The 19392-nt window shown below is 46.8% G+C and carries 12 protein-coding genes; 5 read left to right on the top strand and 7 right to left on the bottom strand.

The window, feature by feature from the left end:
• The first annotated feature begins 446 nt into the window (after positions 1-446).
• The 3 genes from PN462_RS19110 (at position 447) to PN462_RS19100 (ending at position 5801) form a co-directional block, all read left to right on the top strand.
• Entirely contained in the window at positions 447-704 is a 258-nt protein-coding gene (locus tag PN462_RS19110; RefSeq protein WP_272130426.1) for an element excision factor XisI family protein, read from the top strand.
• Between the two features lie 142 nt (positions 705-846).
• Positions 847-2337 (top strand): amidophosphoribosyltransferase, encoded by a 1491-nt coding sequence (purF, locus tag PN462_RS19105; RefSeq protein WP_272130425.1) that lies wholly within the window; start codon positions 847-849, stop codon positions 2335-2337.
• A gap of 98 nt (positions 2338-2435) precedes the next feature.
• Positions 2436-5801: a pentapeptide repeat-containing protein gene (locus PN462_RS19100; protein WP_272130424.1), complete on the top strand. Its 3366-nt coding sequence runs from the start codon at positions 2436-2438 to the stop codon at positions 5799-5801.
• A 7-nt stretch (positions 5802-5808) separates the two neighbouring features.
• Here PN462_RS19100 and PN462_RS19095 read toward each other — a convergent pair whose 3' ends face one another.
• Positions 5809-6984 (bottom strand): glycosyltransferase family 4 protein, encoded by a 1176-nt coding sequence (locus PN462_RS19095; RefSeq protein WP_272130423.1) that lies wholly within the window; start codon positions 6982-6984, stop codon positions 5809-5811.
• An 18-nt stretch (positions 6985-7002) separates the two neighbouring features.
• Positions 7003-7842, bottom strand: a complete 840-nt coding sequence (locus PN462_RS19090) for an alpha/beta fold hydrolase (protein ID WP_272130422.1) — start codon at positions 7840-7842, stop codon at positions 7003-7005.
• A 914-nt stretch (positions 7843-8756) separates the two neighbouring features.
• On the opposite strand from PN462_RS19090, the gene PN462_RS19085 reads away from it, so the two are divergent.
• Complete coding sequence (locus PN462_RS19085) at positions 8757-9962, top strand: hypothetical protein (RefSeq protein WP_272130421.1); 1206 nt, start codon at positions 8757-8759, stop codon at positions 9960-9962.
• A gap of 128 nt (positions 9963-10090) precedes the next feature.
• Here PN462_RS19085 and PN462_RS19080 read toward each other — a convergent pair whose 3' ends face one another.
• From PN462_RS19080 to PN462_RS19065, 4 genes are all read right to left on the bottom strand, one after another.
• On the bottom strand, positions 10091-10552 hold the full coding sequence (locus PN462_RS19080; RefSeq protein WP_272130420.1) for an NUDIX hydrolase: 462 nt from the start codon (positions 10550-10552) through the stop codon (positions 10091-10093).
• Between the two features lie 18 nt (positions 10553-10570).
• Positions 10571-11284 (bottom strand): SDR family NAD(P)-dependent oxidoreductase, encoded by a 714-nt coding sequence (locus PN462_RS19075; RefSeq protein WP_272130419.1) that lies wholly within the window; start codon positions 11282-11284, stop codon positions 10571-10573.
• Positions 11285-11455: 171 nt separating this feature from the next.
• The gene (locus PN462_RS19070) at positions 11456-11827 is read right to left on the bottom strand and encodes a group I truncated hemoglobin (protein WP_272130418.1); all 372 of its coding nucleotides are present in this window, start codon (positions 11825-11827) and stop codon (positions 11456-11458) included.
• A 506-nt stretch (positions 11828-12333) separates the two neighbouring features.
• Complete coding sequence (locus PN462_RS19065; protein ID WP_272130417.1) at positions 12334-13743, bottom strand: protein adenylyltransferase SelO; 1410 nt, start codon at positions 13741-13743, stop codon at positions 12334-12336.
• A 69-nt stretch (positions 13744-13812) separates the two neighbouring features.
• On the opposite strand from PN462_RS19065, the gene PN462_RS19060 reads away from it, so the two are divergent.
• Complete coding sequence (locus PN462_RS19060; protein WP_272130416.1) at positions 13813-14073, top strand: chlororespiratory reduction protein 7; 261 nt, start codon at positions 13813-13815, stop codon at positions 14071-14073.
• A 113-nt stretch (positions 14074-14186) separates the two neighbouring features.
• Here PN462_RS19060 and PN462_RS19055 read toward each other — a convergent pair whose 3' ends face one another.
• On the bottom strand, positions 14187-18998 hold the full coding sequence (locus PN462_RS19055) for a PAS domain S-box protein (RefSeq protein WP_272130415.1): 4812 nt from the start codon (positions 18996-18998) through the stop codon (positions 14187-14189).
• Positions 18999-19392 lie beyond the last annotated feature (394 nt).

The following is a 19392-nucleotide window of genomic DNA, read 5'->3' as shown; positions in this document are numbered from 1 at the left end:
GAAAGGGACGAGCGTGCAGACTCAGCCATAAATCCTGTAAAAAGGTAGGCTACCTTGAGAGGGTCATCACACCCAAGTGTAAACGCCAGCACTTGGCTCTGTGGTCTGTAATTAAACAAAACACCAACGCTTTTGGAGGTAGTGTTACAGACGTAAAAAGCCCTTTGAAGTTTGTCGAGGCAAACCTTACAGTTTAACTGAGTGGCTGAAGAAGCCCTTACAATCATGTGCAATTACACATTTCTCATAACCCTGCCCAAAATCAAACCCCTTTGAAACCTGTTCATCCAGCACAAGCCAGAAAACTCTAGGAGGGGTATAAGTAGGGCTTTGTAGCCTAATGTCAAAAAAAGTCAAGTAAATAGCCTACTAGAGGTTAACCCCTAAACCACTATCGAAGCGTGATCAAAACTCTCCTGACGGGATAGGCAGAACGACGGAATTCGGTGCAAGATGAGGTGGAAGCGCGTTTGATGTTTGATGAATTGCGCGATCGCTGTCAATTAATCTATATTGGCTGGCATCAAGGCAACCGAGTCTTTGGACCTGTGCTGCACTGGGAATTAAGGGAGGGGAAAGTCTGGCTAGAGTGGAATGGCACAGAGGACGAGAGCGGAGAAATCTTAGTCGAGCAAGGCATCCCCAAAACCGATATGGTAGTCGGTTTTCACCCCCCATCCTTAAATTTGTTAAGATTTTGTTAAGGTAACTTTATGGCAAAAGAATCAGGATTGCAGCAACCATCCCCCTTCTATCCGTTGTCGGGTCTCGCTTAAATCCTTTTCAATAGAAATAAACCGTCCTTGCACATAAAAACTGCTACCAACAGGAGCAAAAATAAGATTCATGTATCCCAACGAATCTCTCTATTCTGAACCCTCCCATTTGCCCACTGTGGAACGCTCCGCAGAACGTCCCGATAAAATGGAGGAGGCTTGCGGTGTTTTTGGACTTTATGCCCCAGGGGAAGATGTCGCCAAATTAGCCTATTTTGGCTTGTATGCCCTCCAACACCGAGGACAAGAATCCGCCGGAATTGCCACTTTTGACAGCGATCAGGTGCATTGCTATAAAAATATGGGCTTAGTCTCTCAGGTGTTCAATGAGCAGCTATTGAGTACCCTCCCCGGTTACGCAGCCATTGGACATACCCGGTACTCAACCACCGGATCAAGTCTCAAAGTCAATGCTCAACCGGCCTTAGTCGACTCTCGCCTCGGAAAACTCGCTTTAGCACATAATGGCAATCTTGTCAATACTAAAGAATTAAGAGAAGAACTAACTGGTCGGGGGTGCGAATTTGAGACCACAACAGACTCAGAAATGATCGCCTTGGCCATCGCCGATGAAGTAAATCAAGGCAAAGACTGGCTCGAAGGGGCATTAAGTGCCTTTCGACTCTGCGACGGGGCTTATAGTTTAGCCATTGGCACACCGGATGGGATCATGGGAGTCCGGGACCCCAAAGGCATTCGTCCCCTCGTCATTGGCCTGTTACCGGGGACTCCCCAACGCTACGTCTTAGCCTCAGAAACCTGTGGGTTAGATATCATTGGGGCAGAATACCTGCGGGATGTTGAACCTGGGGAATTAGTCTGGATCACCGAAGAAGGGATGGCCTCTTTTCACTGGAATAATGAATCCAAGCGGAAACTCTGCGTCTTTGAAATGATCTACTTCTCCCGGCCTGATAGCGTCGTCCAAGACGAAACCGTTTATAGCTATCGGATGCGCTTAGGGAAGATACTGGCCGCCGAATCCCTCACCGACGCGGATATTGTCATTGCTGTCCCCGACTCCGGTGTTCCGGCGGCCATTGGGTACTCACAAATCTCGGGCATTCCCTATGCCGAAGGACTGATTAAAAACCGCTATGTGGGACGCACCTTCATTCAACCCACCCAACAAATGCGAGAATCGGGCATTCGCATGAAACTCAACCCCCTAAAAGATGTTCTAACGGGGAAACGGGTAGTGATTGTGGATGACTCTATCGTCCGGGGAACAACCAGTCGGAAAATCGTCAAAGCCTTACGAGATGCGGGGGCCACCGAAGTTCACATGAAAATCTCCTCCCCACCCGTCACTCACCCCTGTTTCTACGGGTTAGACACCGACACCCAAGATCAACTGATTGCGGCCCGGCAATCCGTCTCAGAGATTGAGGCCCATATTGGAGTGGACTCCTTGGCCTATCTCAGTTGGGAAGGAATGCTCAAAGCCACGGGTTCAGACCCTGAGAGCTTCTGCTCGGCTTGTTTCACGGGAGATTATCCCATTGAGATTCCGGACAATATGAAACGAGCTAAGTTAATCTTAGAAGAAGCAAAGGCATAGTTGATCATTGATGATTGATAATTGATAATTGATAATTGGTCATTGTCAATGATCCATTGTCAATCGTCGATCACTATGCGTCAGCGAGCAAATCACCCATGAGCCTCAGCCTACGGCAATGGCTAGCCGATCGCCAAATCGCCTTGGAGCGTCTTCTAGACCCCAGTGCTAACGTTGCGGGAGTCGCCTTCCGCATCGTTCAGGATATGGAGGTCAAGAGTTTAACGCCCTTTGATATTAGTCCCGTCGTGGATATCTTGGAATTGCCCTTGGCGGAAAGTTGGCGATTGTTAACTCCTATGACGCGGCTGACAGTGGCTCTGTTGCGCTTGCTGAGTCGTAAGAAACCCCTGAAACGCTCCGAGGGAACTTGGCTGACGTTTCAAATTGCCTATCTGAATACCCTCCACCATATTCTCACCCAAGAAATTCAATTGGGGCGGCCTTGGCTGAATCGGGCGGTTCTTCCGGGGGGAACGGGACAAGACCAAGACCCCCTGGAAGATGCCAAGTTACACAATTTACTCAAAACGCTCCGTCCGGGGAAATTAAGTGATTCCCAAGCTGAACAAGCTCTCTCGGCGTTGGGGGAATCTTTTTTAGTGCAACAGATGAATCAGGTGTGTTTGGCGTGGTTGGTGGCCAATGGGGCAGAGGCCGCTGAGGCGAAATTAATGGTGCAACGGTTGTGTCATGGGTTGGCGGGCTTTTTGTTGGCGGTGGTGGTGGATAATGCTCCGCCGTTGGCCCAGTTACAGAAGTTTGTCCGTTTGGGCCTGCGTTCGACGCGGACGGAGGAGGAACGGGCTAATTATCCCCTCCATGAATTAGAGCCTGTGTTAGATATTCCCAGGGAGCATTATCGATCGCAACTTTTAAAAACCGCCAGTGACCCCTTATTTGGGGAATTATTCACCCTGACGGATATTTATGTTCCTCCGAAAGCCAGTGTGGTGGATGAGCAGGGGAATACTCCCCCTAGTCCAGATACTGACACATTGGTTGATCTGCAACGTTGGGCCGATGAACAACTGGGGGATCTCGAAAGTATTGCGGTGATTGAGGGAGAATGGGGTTGGGGAAAAACCAGTTTTTGTCAACGGTGGGCCCGACAAATTGCTTGGGAGTCTTATCCGGACTGGCAACCGGTGTTGATTTCCCTGCGGGATACGGAGTTGGGCCAGAATTTAGAGGATACGTTAGCGCGGACGTTTCCCTTGGGCCGGTTTCGGGATGAGGATGGTTGGTTGTCTGGGGAGGCTCCCCCTTGTTTATTGATTTTAGATGGGTTGGATGAATTACCGCGATCGCCGCATAAATTTTGGTATATCCGGGCCTTTCTCGATCAAGTGATTCAATTCCACAGCCTACAACTGAAATCTGGCTCACCGCGCCATAAAATCGTCTTAACCAGTCGTTTCAGCACCTTTGAGGGGTTAAGTAAACAATATCGGATTGGCAGCACATTCCCGCTACAAGCGCAATTTAAGCGCATTCGGATGCAACCCATGGACCGGGGGTCTTTGCAACGATGGTTTAAGAATTGGTCCCGGTTACAGTCCAAGTCGATTTCTTACCGTTATTTTACCCTGCTCAAAGAGGAGGGATTATTTCATCGCAGCACTCGCAATCAAGCCAATGCGGAATTAGTCCATCATCCTTTAACCTTGTATTTACTGGGGATTTTACATCGGGATGGGTTACTCGATGCCCCCTTGTTTCAATTACCCCACCCCCAGGCCCGTTATGAGATGTATGAACGGATGACACGCTGGTTACTGGGTGAACCCCAGGGCCGCTATCAACTGCCGGAGGTGGTGAAAGAGGGGATGGCCCATGCTAGTCGGTCCACGGAGGCCATTGCCAATTTATTGACGGGAGACTCGGCCCAAGAGCGTCGTCAGTCTATGCAGAAAACGGCCTTGGAATTGGTGCAAACGGGACGCGGAATACTGCATTTTTCCTCCTCCCAAGGGGAAGACTCCCTGGAAACGCAACCCATGACGGTGAATTTAGCGTTTTCTCGCAACTCCTCTGAGGGGAGTCCTTTATCCCTGCTTGCTCCTTCCCCTTCGACAATTCCAGATTATCCCTTACCCGCTTTATTTTTTACGGTGTCTGGGCAAAAGGTGGCTTTTTCTCATCCTAGCTTGGGGGCTTATTTGGCCGCCAATCAGATGGCCCAACAGTTGAAACAGTTGACGAAGAAAGAGCGCGATCGCTACGGTTGGGATAGCTTCACCATCTCCTCTCCCCAGGCCGTCGCCGAACATCTCTACTTACTCTTAGGCTATGGAGTCCTGTCTCCAGAAATTGAAACCCTCCTCATTGAGTCCCTGGAACGGGAAGAACAACGCAATACCAATAATTTTTCCTTTGTCACCCTCTTTCAACGGTTAAATCAGTTTTATCATGCCTACTGTCAAGGGTGTTGGATTGATGAAGGGGTGGCCCAGTTAGCCTATCAACATCTACAACGGCTCAATAATCCCCTTAATACCTTACAAGTGGATGCCGTGGTAGGGTTAAATGTCTTTGTCTTATTATCCGCCATTGCCCGTAATTCCTCCCTCCCCTTCTATCCCTGTGGCCATCCCCACCATCCCCATTATTTTGAAGCAGATCGGTTTTTACTGTTGATGTCTCGAACTATGGTGTTATCCCCTACTTGTTTTTTACAACGGGTGCGGGGTAATTTAACCGAGATACAGTTACCGGGGGCCTATTTAAAACGGATTATTTTGCCCAAGGCCAATTTAGAACGAAGTAATTTAACCATTGCCGATTTAACCCAAGCCAATTTAGTCAATGCCAATTTATCCTATAGTAATTTGGCCTGGGCGAATTTATCCGGCGCGAATTTAAGTGGGTGTAACTTAACCAAGGCCAATTTAGAAGGCGCAGACTTCCGCCAAGCCAATTTACACGGAGCAAAATTAAATTGGGCGAATTTGAATAATGCCTGTTTCTATCAAGCGCAATTAGACCCCAAAACGGAACAACGGGTGCGAGAAAGTGGGGCGTTTTTATCTTTAGATGAGTTTTACAAGTATAGTCAATCTTTGGTGTCTAAGTTACAGTTAGGGGAAGTGGGCAATAGTAATTTATACAATGCTGAACCTAAATTACAAATTGAAATTGCGGAAGGAAAACCTGATCTTCCTGATCCTTGGCAAGGTTTTGAGTTAGGGCATCCGGCCTCCAGTCCAGAAGCGGCTACGATTGCGGACGCGAATGTGAGTCCTCCTACGGGGAGTGAAGATGCGACGTTGGCGGCCCCAGATTCGTTATTAAATATTGGCAGTGAAGATGAGACGTTAATTGCTGGGGATTATCCTCCCAATGCTGAAAGTGAGGATGCTACAATTCCGGAACATTCGGATGATGAAAGTGTCCCCACGATTGAAGATTTTCCAGAGGATGATAGTAGTGATAATGATCGGACGATTGCTTTGGATAATTAAGACCCCATTACCAAAACACCTGAATTGCCCGTTCTTGTGCCTTAATATTATCAAGGGGAGACCAAGTTTCTAGGCGTTTTTGGGCGGCTTTTTGCATCTTGACCAGTTTGTCTTTTTGGGGTACAATATTCTGTAAGATGGCGGAGAGTGCGCCCACGTCGCTACAGGGGTAGATATATCCGGTTACGTCAGGGTCAACTAATTCTCTCGCGCCCACTTGATCACTGACAATGGCAGCACATTGGCAGAGCATGGCTTCATTGACGACGACTCCAAAAGGTTCATATTCGGAGCATAAACAAAGGATATCTGCGGCCCCATAAACGGCGGGGAGTTGGGTTTGGTTGAGGAAACCGAGGAATTTGACTCGTGCTTGAATTTGTAACTGTTGCGCGGTTGCGGTAAGTTGGGAGCGCATTCCCCCTTCTCCCACGTACAATAGATAACAATTGGGTAAATTCGCGTCAGCAAAGGCGTGTAAGATATCTTGAGGCCGTTTCCAAGGTTGCAATTTCGCGCAAAAGACAATCACCACTGCCTCTGCGGGGATACCCCAGTCTTGTCGCACTTGGAGAGGGTTGACTTGTGCGGCCTGGTGTAACCACCATTGATTATCCGCCACAAAGGGAGTCAGAAAAATCTGTTTTTCGGGAATGCCTAACTGTTTTACCACCTCTTTCCCGAAACTCGTTGAGACTAAAATCGCATCGGCGAGACGATAAATTTGCGGGAGGAGTGCGGGTTTGAGCCAAGATTTCCAAGAGGCGCGATCGCGGGATGCTAAACTACTGGTATCGGTACTAAAAATAAACCCCTTTCCCCGCACCTTAGCCGCCAGTAACGCCAGCCAAAAACTAGCATAAGTATAACCCGTATAAGCAATCACCCCATCAAACTCCCCCACCCAAGACAACAACTCCGGGTTAAGCAACCCCCAAAACTTCCCTAACTGTGCAGGTTGGCTAACATTGGACAACTCCACCCAGGGATACCCCTCCAACAACGGCACATCCCAACGCACCTCCGTAGCGAAATCCGGGTCAAGATAGGACTGCACCCCCACCATACTACAATAACCCACACAAAAATCCCATCCCTGCTGCACCATCAAACGAAACAGGGGAATAACATAGGGAATGGGATGAGACACCAGAATGAGGAGACGGGGAGTATGGGGTTGCATAGATCAAACCAGGATAAATTAACGCAGACTGGGGGAGGAGAGAGACACCCAATGAATTAACTGACGAATTTCTTGGGCAATATCTTGAGGCCATGCAGTCAGCATATCCCCTTTTCCCTGCTCTAACAGCCTTAACTTCCCTTGAGAGACAGTCTTTCGATACAACTGACTTTGTTTCACCTTCGCGGGGGTATCCTGCTTCCCCTGTAACACCAATAACGGGGTTTTTAACTGCTCTAAAGACAGGTTGAGGTATTCTGACTCAATTTCGCTATTACGTCGCTTAAAGAGCAATTCACAGCTAGTGGGACATTGTAATAACTGCTTGCGGTATTGTAAGAGTTGGTTTAACTCCTCCCCCTTCCCCAACAGTCGTAATATCGGGGCCATTAATTTTAATCCCCAGTAATAGAAAGGTAACTTCGACACCAATAACGTTTCCGTCTTCCACCGTTGCTTATCTCCAATATCCAACCCTTCCGGAGACACCAACACCAACCCTTGCACCTGCTCAGGATGATTGATAGCATAATTGGCCGCCACCCACGCACCGAGAGAATGGGCCACCAAATACACCTTTTCCAGTCGTAACGCTTGAATATACTCCCCTAGACATTCCGTGTGGAGGGTGATGGAATGGTGAACATTGGGATGTTCCGAGTCTCCAAAGCCTAGCATATCCGGGACAAAACAGTGATAATCTTCCTGTAAAGGCTCTACCACAGGTAGCCACTCACTCCCCTCCCCATAGGCCCCATGGAGGAAAATGATGGCGGTATCTTTTTCGAGTCCCATTTCACGCCAAAAGAGTTGGCCTTGAGAGAGACGCATCCGTAAAATACGTACAGATGATTGCATCAGTTGATCGCTGGTATGACGGGGTACAGTAGGATTCACGGTGATGAACGGTCTAGGTGTATATTGGCACAAAATTACACCAAATTTAAAGAAAAATTGCGGAATAATCAAGCCCTCGGTCTAATTTCTATGACAAGGGGTAGGAGAGGGGGAAATCCCCAATCAGTAATCAGTATCCGAAAGCAGAGGGCAGAGAGCAGTGGTTTGCGCTCCGCGCACACTACGTGAACGACAAGACTTCGGCGAGCGTCAGTCGAGCCGCTCACCAACCAGGAAGGAGGAGTAAGTTAACCTAAAAAGAAGGTCAGAAACTAATCACAGCAAGGCTTTTAGCCAACTTTCAGCGATTTTTAGTTTCACCGAGAGTGATAAGTCTTGAATCGTGAGGTTTTTCAGCATTGGCTATGCTCAACTGTATCCCCGTAATGGTATAACTGTTTGCAATGTTAAATTAAATTTAGGTAAATAATAATATTGTAGGTTTTAATTGAAGTTTAGTCCTGATTTAAAGTATGAAATCAAACCCGAAATCACAAACTAAAGTATTATACGTTAATCATAATATTGGGGTTTTCTTTGCAATCAGCTTGATCGTGGTTTTTGTTTTAATTGTTATTGTCAATAATGTTAATTTTTTCTATAAATTTGCCCCCAACCGAGATTTAGATAGTTCCGGTGCTAATATAACCATTATTTTGCTAATTTTTGGTATATTACAGCTTATCTATTTAGGTTCTTTTTTACCAACATTTTGTTCTCGAAGAACCGTTATTCAATATCCTGTTATTATTTTAGCAGGTTGTCTTTTAAATGTATTTTTTATTAATTTCCCTTTTACCGATTACTTGGAGGATAGAACCTCAACTATCGCTATTTCAGTCTTAATTGGGATTCAATTTTTATTTGCTGTATCAGTGGTTGCATTTGCGCCTATTTTTCGAGAACCAGAAGCGACTAAGTATTATTTAGATCAGCAACATGGAGAATTAATAATTTGCCAGTCTTCTATTTTAAAGCGTAAGTGTAAAAAATATAATTTAAATGATTTACAGTATCTTATTTTAACAAAAATTAAGTTACAACCTAATATTTTTGGCGGTTCAAATAAAAGTCAATATGATGGCTTATTGAAAACCAAAAACCATGAATATATTACAATATTTAGGGATTATCAAGAAAAAAATACTAAAACATTCATTAAACCCTTTAAAAACTTTTTGAAGCTCAATATAATTGAATTGACGTTTAAGCAGTACAATTTCTATTTGTTAGAAAACAATGAAACAACAATTGCTTTCTATAAACGCAATAGCAGAAATGAGACTTATACCATTATTGATTCAGAATCGGGCTATTTTATTGAACAAATTAACAATCAATTCCCGAAATCAGATTATTTTCAAAAAACACCCCTCCTTTATATCAATGTTAAACAATTTCAAGAGTATCCGGAAAACTTCCCCTTACTCACTCACTTATTCAACAAAAATCTCTCTCAACAGTCTCCTCTCTATCTTCCCCAACAAACCCTTTATAAAGGAAAAAAATGTAAATATAAAGCCATTGATTTTTATGACTATGATCCAGTTATTGCTATCCCTTATATTGATCAAGTTTTTTCCCGTCTTGATTTTCAATATTTAGGGGATATGAAACGACAAAACTATTTCTTTTATATTCCTCTCAATTTACTCATTAATTTAATTAGGTCTCCCAATATCTGGCGAATTTATCGACATCGGGGGACTGAAGTTTTAGCCATTTTTAAATATACGGGGTATTGTCTCCCAAAATATAAGGTTTCCAAAGCGCACCTTTATGGGAGTATTTCCCTGTTGAGTTTATTTGCAAAAGGAGTGGAGTTAGAAACCTCCTCCCAAGACTTACTCTGGACTGCACGCCGCAAAGGACGCTATGCTTATTCTTATCCGAATGCTCTCCTCTCGGAGTTATGGGAGTATCATCAGCAACAGTTACAAGTTTTACGGGAAGACTATGGAGTCCCTCAGTTGTGGGATCGGGATTTAGGGACAATTGCGTCTTTTCTGGATGATACCATGCAACCGAGTCTCGTCTATCGGATGAAGCAATTCTGGAGAGCGCGGAAAATATTCCGTTAATCTCCTACAAACCCAACTTACACTTTAGGGCGTATAATAAACTTCTAGACTCCTTAGTTCCCGCAGGGGAAACGCTGAATGCTGAATGCTGAATGCTGAATGCTTATCTCAGAAAACCTAGAGAACAATTAAGCAATGGTGGTTTTCCCTTGTAAATAGTCCTGTAACTGCTGTTGGTGGTCGTGACTAAACTCCTCTCTCCCCAAGGGTAACATCTCCCGTGAAAATGCCTTCACTTCGGCAATTTCTAGGGTATCTTGGACTTGTAATACCCCTTGGGCTTGCACGGCCAAGAGAATGCTAATAGAGTGTAAACGAGGATCGCGATCGCTGGACGAATAGACCCCCACCAAACGGTCAATCATCACCAACTCCAACCCCGTCTCCTCCTGCAACTCCCGTTTCGCAGTGGTGGGGATATCTTGGCCCCAGTCCACCAGTCCCCCCGGTAAACCCCATTTACCTGTATCCTGACGACGAATTAACACAATTTGACCATCGGGAAGGACCGGGACAACCGTTACTCCTGTCACGGGATGACGAAAAATCACCCCAATGACAGTAAAAATAAATCGTCCCAATTGACCCATAACAGCCCCTAATGTAGTTTAATATTCGATTAACTGGCGATCGCGGAAAAATTTCCCCGTCTGCATCACCGACACCTCCGTGGCCAACCAAATGACGGTATCGGCCCCTTCTTCCGGGTCGCGGGGTGCAGCATCTCCTCCCATTTCCGTCCGGACCCACCCCGGACACATGGCAAAAACCGCAATCCCCGCAGGTTTCAACGCTTCCGCTAACAGTTGAGTCGCCCCATTGAGAGCTAACTTAGATAAACTATAACTAGGGACCGCAGGGGATAAATTCTCCCATGTCCCATACCCACTGGACACATTAATGACTTTGGCGTGATTGGCCTTTTTTAGCAAGGGAAATAATTTTTGCGTCACCCGAATGGCCCCAAACGCATTGGTATCCATGGCCAACCGTAATAAGTCACGGGAAACGGTGAGAATGTCCACCTCCTCATCGGGATAGACTCCCGCATTATTCACCAAGACATCTAAGCGATCTAACTCCTGATATAATTCATCTACTGCGCGATCGATGCTTTGTTCGTTGGTGACATCTAACTCCACTAGACGCACCGTTTTTCCCTCTCGGTCTAAATGAGATAAGGCCGTCCTGGCCCGATGGAGCGATCGCGCTGCTAAAATAACTTCAAACCCTGCTTCTAACAACCCTTGACAGACGGCCAACCCAATTCCCCGATTTCCTCCGGTGACTAATGCTGTTTTGGGTGATTGATAGGTACTCATCAGTAAACAATAAACAGTAAACAGTAACCAGTAAACAGTAAACAGTAACCAGTAAACAGTAATCAGTAAACAGTAATCAGTTGTTACTCCCCATCTCCCCCATCTTCCCCATCTCCGTTGACAATAGGATGTCTCACTCTAACTTATCACCAATGGGAAAAGAGTGACGGGTTATTGGTTTAAGACTTCCTTTTTATGGTGGGGGGATGCTGCAATTTTTGCAACTTGGTCCCGTAACTCCTCTGAGACTCCCATCTCCTTGAGGGTTTCTAGTAAGTCTTCGGCCACTGCATCAAAATGCTCGCTGTTTAACCCGTGTTTCTCCACTAACTCTTTATGGGCCGCCCGCATATAGCGGCCATTATACTGCTCTGTGCCACCAAAGGCATAGGTGAGGAAGGCTTTTTGATGCTCTCTCTGTTTCTCCATGTCCACGTTAGCGAAAAAGTGTTTAATGCGATCGTCGTTTAACACTCGTTGGTAAAATTTATCTACTGCGAGATCAACTGCTGCTTCTCCACCCAGTTGTTCAAATAAGGTCATTCGGTTATTTCTCTTGTACGACTTATTGGTTAGTATCAAGCATTGGGGGGGAGTTGTCTTTGATCTAAGTCAAGTGTTGGGATTTTTTTGAACTACAGAGACACAGAGGACGCAGAGGGGAGTTGATAGTTGGATAATTGAACCACAAAGACACAAAGAACACTAAGAGGATGATCACTTTTTAGCTCTGATTACTCTGTTCTAAGTTAACCTTTTAGGACTTATTCTAACCCCTAGATTTTTTATGGTCTGATTAGTCTCTTAACCCGTTTCTAACGGGTTTATGCTCTTAGCCTTGGGTTTAAACCCAAGGCGAATTCAGGGAAGTTTTATCATGAAAGGGACTCTACAGGTGCGCGTCTATTCCCCATTATCAATATATACCCTTGTCAAGTCAAAGTCAAGTGTTTTTTTCAAAAAAAATCCCTCTCCTCTCCCCCCCTTTTTCCTCCCTTTGTGTCCTTTGTGTCTTTGTGGTTTTCCCCCTTCACACCACCCAATGTAACTTACTCCCAAATCTCCTCTAATAGCTTATAAAAAGGTTGCCAATTATCCTCTTGATCAATAGCCGACCAAACGGACTCAATTTCAGGACGGAGGAGGAAGGTTTGAGGGGTGCGATCGCGCAATTTCTCCCCCATCTTCTCCATCTCCCCTGGAGGTAACTCATTTAACGCCTGATAATACAACTTACGCCAATCTTCCCAAGGTTCTAGCGTAAAAGAAGCCCGATCTAAAACCTCCGCATAATCCTTCCGCCAATAGGGATTAAACGACCGGGCAATCTCCGCGAAAAACCCATGATAATCCACCTGCGTTTCCTCTAATAATTGTACCGTTACGCGAACTAACTGCCGTTCCATCTCTAACGGTAAAACCGAGGACTCAAACCCCAATTTCTCCATCATCAAACGACGATAACTTTCCGTATAATGGGTATCATATAACTCCAACCCCGCCTCTAAATCCTCCTTCGCCATCACCAACCGTAAAGGAGTTTGCAACATCTGTAAATTTAACCGACAAATCCCCGGTTGATTCCCGTAAGAATAGCGTCCCGCATAATCAAAATAAGCCGCCACTGCTCGCGGGTTATAAGTCGGAATAAACGCATAGGGGCCATAATCGAAACTTTCCCCCGTAATCGACATATTATCCGTATTTAAAACCCCATGACAGAACCCCGCAACCATCCATTGGGCCGCCAACTCCGCCACCCGTTGCACCAACTCCCCATAAAATTGAGCATAGGGATTTTCTTGTCCCTGCAAATGGGGATAATAGACCGCAATGACATGATCCAGTAACTTCGTTATTAAATCAGCCCGGCCTAAATAATGTAACCGTTCAAACGTACCAAAACGAATATGAGACCGACTAAACCGCACCATCACCGAGGACCGCGTGGGAGATGGTTCATCCCCTCGCCATAACCCCTCCCCAGTTTCAATTAAACTGAGACAACGAGAAGTCCGCACCCCCAACCGATGTAACATTTCTGCGGCCAACACCTCCCGGACTCCCCCTTTCAACGTTAACCGACCATCAGCCGTGCGAGAATAGGGAGTGCGGCCTGATCCCTTCGTTCCCAGATCATACAACTCCCCGTCAACCCCCCGCACCTGTCCATACAGAAAGCCTCTACCGTCCCCTAATTGGGGATTATACGCGCCAAACTGGTAGCCATGATACCGGAGTGCCAAAAAAGGCCGCACCGCCTCAAATAAGCCAAATGCCTCAATAAAATCATCATCCCGGACTTCTTGAGGGTTGAGGCCGAGTTGAGATAAGAGGGGATTATTGCGAAAGCGGAGGATATGCTGGGGAAAGGAGGCCGCGGCTACAATATCGTAATAGTCATCACCGAGGTTTTCTAAGCTGGGTTCGTAGTTGAGGGATAAAAAGGGATTGGTCATGGGGTTAGAAGTGCGATTCCGGTACTTGCGACAGTTAGAATGAGAGCAACACAATCTGTTTTAACAAAGATGTCCGATTTCATCATGTATCAGGAGGATGGTTATGTTGTCCTCGAAACCAACCAACCGGAACAACTGGTCACTGCCCCAGAACTCCTTGATAAGCTAAAAGGGGTGTTACAGCAACAACAACCGGATGATCTCCCTGTCGATATCCAGTCTCTCTCCTCCCTCGACGAACAAGCGGAATATTTAATGGAACATTACTGCGAGTTAGATTTAGGCCCCGGTGAGTATTTACAGTGGTATGTGGTTCGGTTTGAGAAGTAATTAAGGGGAGATGGGGGAGATGGGGGAGATGGAGGAGAACAAAGAACCACCTGTTCCCTATTCCCTATTCCCTGTTCCCTATTCCCAAAAAACCAACAACAAACAGTTAAAAATCACCGTCTCCCCCGTAACCAATACGTGGTCATTTTCCCCCGTCCTTTCACCAAAATTTCCCCTCGTTTTTCAAAGAAAAACTTATCCTTCAACAACTCATAAGTATCCTGAGTCACTTGGATCATATCCGACACCCCCTGAGACTCCATCCGTGAGGCCACATTCACCGTATCCCCCCAGAGATCATAAATAAACTTGCGAATGCCAATCACCCCGGCCACCACCTGTCCGGTGTGAATACCGATGCGGAGACGGAAGGGTTCACCCCCCTCACGGGAGAAACGAGTGATGGCCAACTGCATATCTAACGCCATATCTGCAATAGCCTCCGCATGATTCGCGGTCGTCGAGGGGATGCCCCCCGCTACCATGTAAGAATCCCCAATAGTCTTAATTTTCTCCAAATCGTACCATTCCGCCAATTGATCAAAAGCCGAGAAAATATCATTCAACAGATCAACCAACTCCGTCGGCGGAATTTTAGCCGATAAAGACGTAAAATCGACAATATCGGCAAAGAGAATCGAAACACTATCAAACCGTTCCGCAATGGACTGTTCTTCTTGTTTCAGACGTTCTGCGATCGCATTCGGTAAAATATTGCGCAACAACCGTTCCGACTTCTCCTGTTCCAACCATAACGCATCTTCCGCCTGTTTCTGCTTCGTAATATCGGCCACGGTCCCCTCATAATAGAGAATCTCCCCCTCCTCATCCCGCACCACTCGCGCATTCTCCGAAGTCCAAATTAAAGACCCATCCTTCCGACGGACCTGGGCCTTAAACCCATTAATCACCCCATCCTGTTCCAACTGTTCCCGGAACATTTTCCGTAACTCCGGTTGGGCATAAATATCCGTATCAATGTGTTCCACATGGGACACCATATCTGCAAAAGAATCATAGCCATACATCCGCACCAACGCGGGATTCGCATTCAAATACTTACCATCCCGCGTACTCTGAAAAATCCCCTCTGCCGCATTCTCAAAAATACTGCGATACTTCTCCTCCGCTTCCTGTAAAGCATCCAACACCCGTTTTCGTTCCGTAATATTCCGCGCCACCCAAATCACGCTACGATTAGGCAAAGGAGAAATACTCGCCGCAAACCAAACCTCCTCCTCGCTACCATCCTCTAGAGGAATGATTAAACTATACTCAGTATTCACCGTTTTCCCCGTCTCTAGGGCTGCATGGATAGTCTCTAAAAACAAATCCGCCTTCTCTGGGGGCAACACATCATAAACATTCTTACCAATCCGAGTCACTTTGGGACTATACACTAACTCAGAATTAGTATTGACAATCTTCTCATAGCAGCCCTCCTGATTAAACACCGTAATCACATCCGTCATAGCTGCAAACAAGGCTTTTAACTCCGCTTCCGAAGTCCGCAGGGCCGACTCAATGCGTTCCCGTTCGCCAATTTCCATCAATAACTGCATATTCAACTGTTGCAGTTCATTGGTTCGTTCTTGAACCCGGTGTTCGAGTTCCTCATTCAACTGTCGGAGGGCTTCTTCAGCCTCTTTCCGTTCCGTAATATCTTCAACAGTCCCCTCATAATACAAGCATTGACTCTCCAAATCTTGTACCACGCGGGCATTTTCCGAAATCCAACAAATCGTCCCATCCCGTCGCCGAATTTGCGACTCAAAGCCAACCACTCCCCCTTCCGTCTCCATCAAGCGGACAAATTTTTCTCGCCGTTGCCGGTCCAAATACAATTCAGCCTGAATATCATCCAACTCCGCCATTAACTGTTCAGGACTGTCATAGCCATAAATCCGGGCTAACGCCGGGTTCGCGCTAATATATTTCCCGTCTGGAGTAGTTTGGAATATCCCCTCAATGGCATTCTCAAAAATCGTGCGATATTTCGTTTCGGCCTTTTGTAATGCCTCTAGGGCCCGTTGTCGTTCCGTCACGTCTATGCCTACAGTAAAGGCAGCCTGACCATTATCATACTTTTGTGCTGCAATTAAATAATTGCGCATCTCCCCCTTCACCAACGCTTCCACTTCCCGGAAACTATCTTTTTGGGGACTAGCAAAAAAGGCCCGGACAAAATCATTAAAATCTTCACTAGCTTGTAAAAAGCCGATATGTTTTCCTGCAAAGGCTTCTACAGGTAAATTAAAGGTCTGGGCCAGATGACGATTGACCCCTAAATAATGTAAATCGGCACTAATCCAAGAAACAATCCCCGGAACGGCCTCCAATACCGCCTGTAACTGGTCTTTTGACCGGGCCACCTCCTCTAGGGCCCGTTGTCGTTCCGTCACGTCTATGCCCACAGTAAAGGCGGCCTGGCCATTGTCGTATTTTTGCGCTGCAATTAAATAATTGCGTACCTCATCATCCACAATAGTCTCCACTTCCCGGAAATCATCCACTTGCTGGGGATTATTAAAAAACTCGTGGACAAATTCATTAAAGTCCTCACTGGCATCCAAAAACCCTAATGGTCGTCCGGCAAAGTCTTCTGGGTTGAGGTCAAAGGTTCGGGCTAGATGGCGATTGACCCCTAAATAATGTAAATCGGCACTAATCCAAGAGACAATGCCCGGAACGGCATCTAATACCGCCTGTAACTGGTCTTTTGACCGTTCCAGGGCATCCACTGCCTGTTGCCGTTCCGTCACGTCTATGCCCACGGTAAAGGCGGCCTGGCCATTGTCGTATTTTTGGGCCACGATTAAAAAGGTGCGCTGGCCGTCCTCCAAGTCGGTGGTAATTTCCTGAAAGTCTTCCTCAATGGGACTCTGGAAAAAATGGCTCACAAAATCAATAAACTCGGAACTAGCATTTAAGAAGCCAATATCTTGATCAATAAAATCCTCTGGAGTCAGACCAAAGGTTTCAGCCAAATGGCGATTTACGCCTAAATAACGCAAGTCGGAACTAATCCAGGAGACAATCCCCGGAACGGCCTCTAAGATGGCTTGTAATTGATCCTTGGCGTTAATCAGGGCGTTTTCAGTTTGCTGCCGTTCGACAATTTCGGCGATCAGTTGGTCATTACTGGCGATGACTTCTTGGGTTCTCGCTTCAAATTGGGCTTCGAGTTGTTGCCGATAGTCGGCTTGTTCCTGTTCAATCTGTTTACGGGTGGTAATATCTTGGACAATCCAGATTACAGCATCGGGGAGGATGGGGGAGAGAACGGCGTTAAACCATAAGGGGGTGTCGGAGGGGTTATGCCCAGTATGGCCTTCTAAACAGTATTCAAAGCGGACGGTTTCCTGTTGGTCTAGGGTTTGTTGAATGGCGGCCACAAACCGATGGGCGAGGTCTGGGGGATAGACCTCATGGACGGTTTTGCCGATTAAGTCGGGGGAGAGGGGATAGGTGGGATGGGTGGGGGCGATGCGTAAATAACATCCTTGGGCATCGGTGACAAAAATGGTGTCATCCAAGGCCCGAAAGATGACTAAGAGTTCTTGAATGTAGTCTTGAAAGACTCGTTCGAGGGGGTGAAAGTCCTCGTTGATGGAGGAGAGGGAGGCCGGGGGGGAGGGGTCAACGGGTTCGGGTTGGGGTTCGCTGATGGGGGAGAGGTAGGGGAGAGGGGGGAGAGGGGTCTGATTGGGGTTGAGGATATGATAGCCTTGGGCCTGTTTACGAGTCAGGTAACAGGGTTGGCTGAGGTATTGGTTGGGGGCAATTTGTACGCGACCTTGGGGGGCGGCATAATTAATCCCATAGGCGGCCTGTCTCACTCGGTCCACGGCGAAGGTTTGGGCGAGTTCGACGGCTTGTTGCCAGAGATAGACTTGGGTGTAGGCGGCCACGACGGTGGGGGTGAGGGGGGTGTCGGGGTTGAGGTGGGCGAGGAATTGTTCGTTTTCGGGGGTGGAGAATTGGGAACAGTAGGGGTTGATGAGGTAATGCCCGATCGCGCTTTCTCCTAATACGGCAAAATCCGCTTCTTGCAACTGAAAGGCGACAATCGGCAGGGTGTCGGGGCTGATCCCTTGACGGGTTAATTCGGTATAAAGGGGGAAGGAGTCCCGACCACAGGTGTTGAGAATAATGTCCGGTTGTCGGTCTCGAATCTCGTTCAGCAGGGTGAGGGGACTATTATGGGTTTCGATTTCACTCTCTCCCACTAACCACCCGTTTTGGCGGAGTTGTCCTTGGAGAAGGGCAGAGTAGGGGGTTTCTAAGCGGGAATGGAGGAGGTAGCAACGGGTGTATCCGGCCTCTTGTAACCAGTTGAGGAGGGTGTCGATGGGTTGATTGGGGCAAGTTCCGGTGTAGAACACTTGGGAGGCTGTTTCTTGGCCTTCGTTGGGTCCGGGATACCAGAGAAGGGCGTTATATTGTTCGAGTAAGGGTAAGAGATGCTTGCGGGTGGTGGCATCTCCTCCACCAAGGATGATGCGGAGGTTGGTTTGGCTGAATAATGCTTCGACTTGTTCGAGGACTCCTGTTACCCCTTGTTGGGTGTCTATAATTTGCGGTTGGAGGGGATAACCGAGAACTCCTCCTGTGGTATTAATGGCTGCGATCGCGCTTAATGTTGCCTCTAAAATCGGTTGCTGAGACCGCAGCGACTCCACCGCAGTCCCCATAACATGAACCGACTGCATCGGAGACGGAATTGTCGGTAAAAGACCTACAGACACAGGGGGAAACATCGGGCTGATCATATCATTGTCGTGACTTTCTTTTCCCCGTGGGGAATCTTGTCTTCTTCTCCTCGGCCATTCTCCTATCCCAGGATGACTTAATTCAGTATCACACCCTGAAAACAGTCGCCTGGCTTGATTTATAGCATAGGGAGTCCGCTTAAAACTGCTCATAACATTCTAGGAATAGGAGGCATCTTCGGGGATTGAGGGAACTTTAATCATTTCCGCAAATTCTCTCTTTGGATACAATCCAAAACCCGTCCATTCGGGACAGGTTGATGATTTTTTTTTGATGAAAGGATAGAGATGCCCCTGTAAACCCTTAGCACAAGGGAAAACTCTTGTGCGGGCTAGCCAAAACTATCACCCTGTTCAGAACTCTCCAATCGGGACTCACGCATTGGCTGATTTCATTGTTAAGGCGTTTAACAATGAGACTTCTTAGCCATCATAGCTCGAATTGACTAATTTTGCTTTGATAGCATATTTATTTTGATTTGTCAAGGGTTATTTGGGAATTGGGAATTGGGAATTGGGAATTGGGAATGGGAATGGGAATTGGGAA

Origin of the sequence: Spirulina sp. CS-785/01, from assembly GCF_028330525.1 — a bacterium.
Lineage (GTDB): Bacteria > Cyanobacteriota > Cyanobacteriia > Cyanobacteriales > Spirulinaceae > JAQMSD01.
The sequence above is the reverse complement of the archived record's forward strand: the minus strand, read 5'-3'. Positions and strand labels throughout refer to the sequence as shown.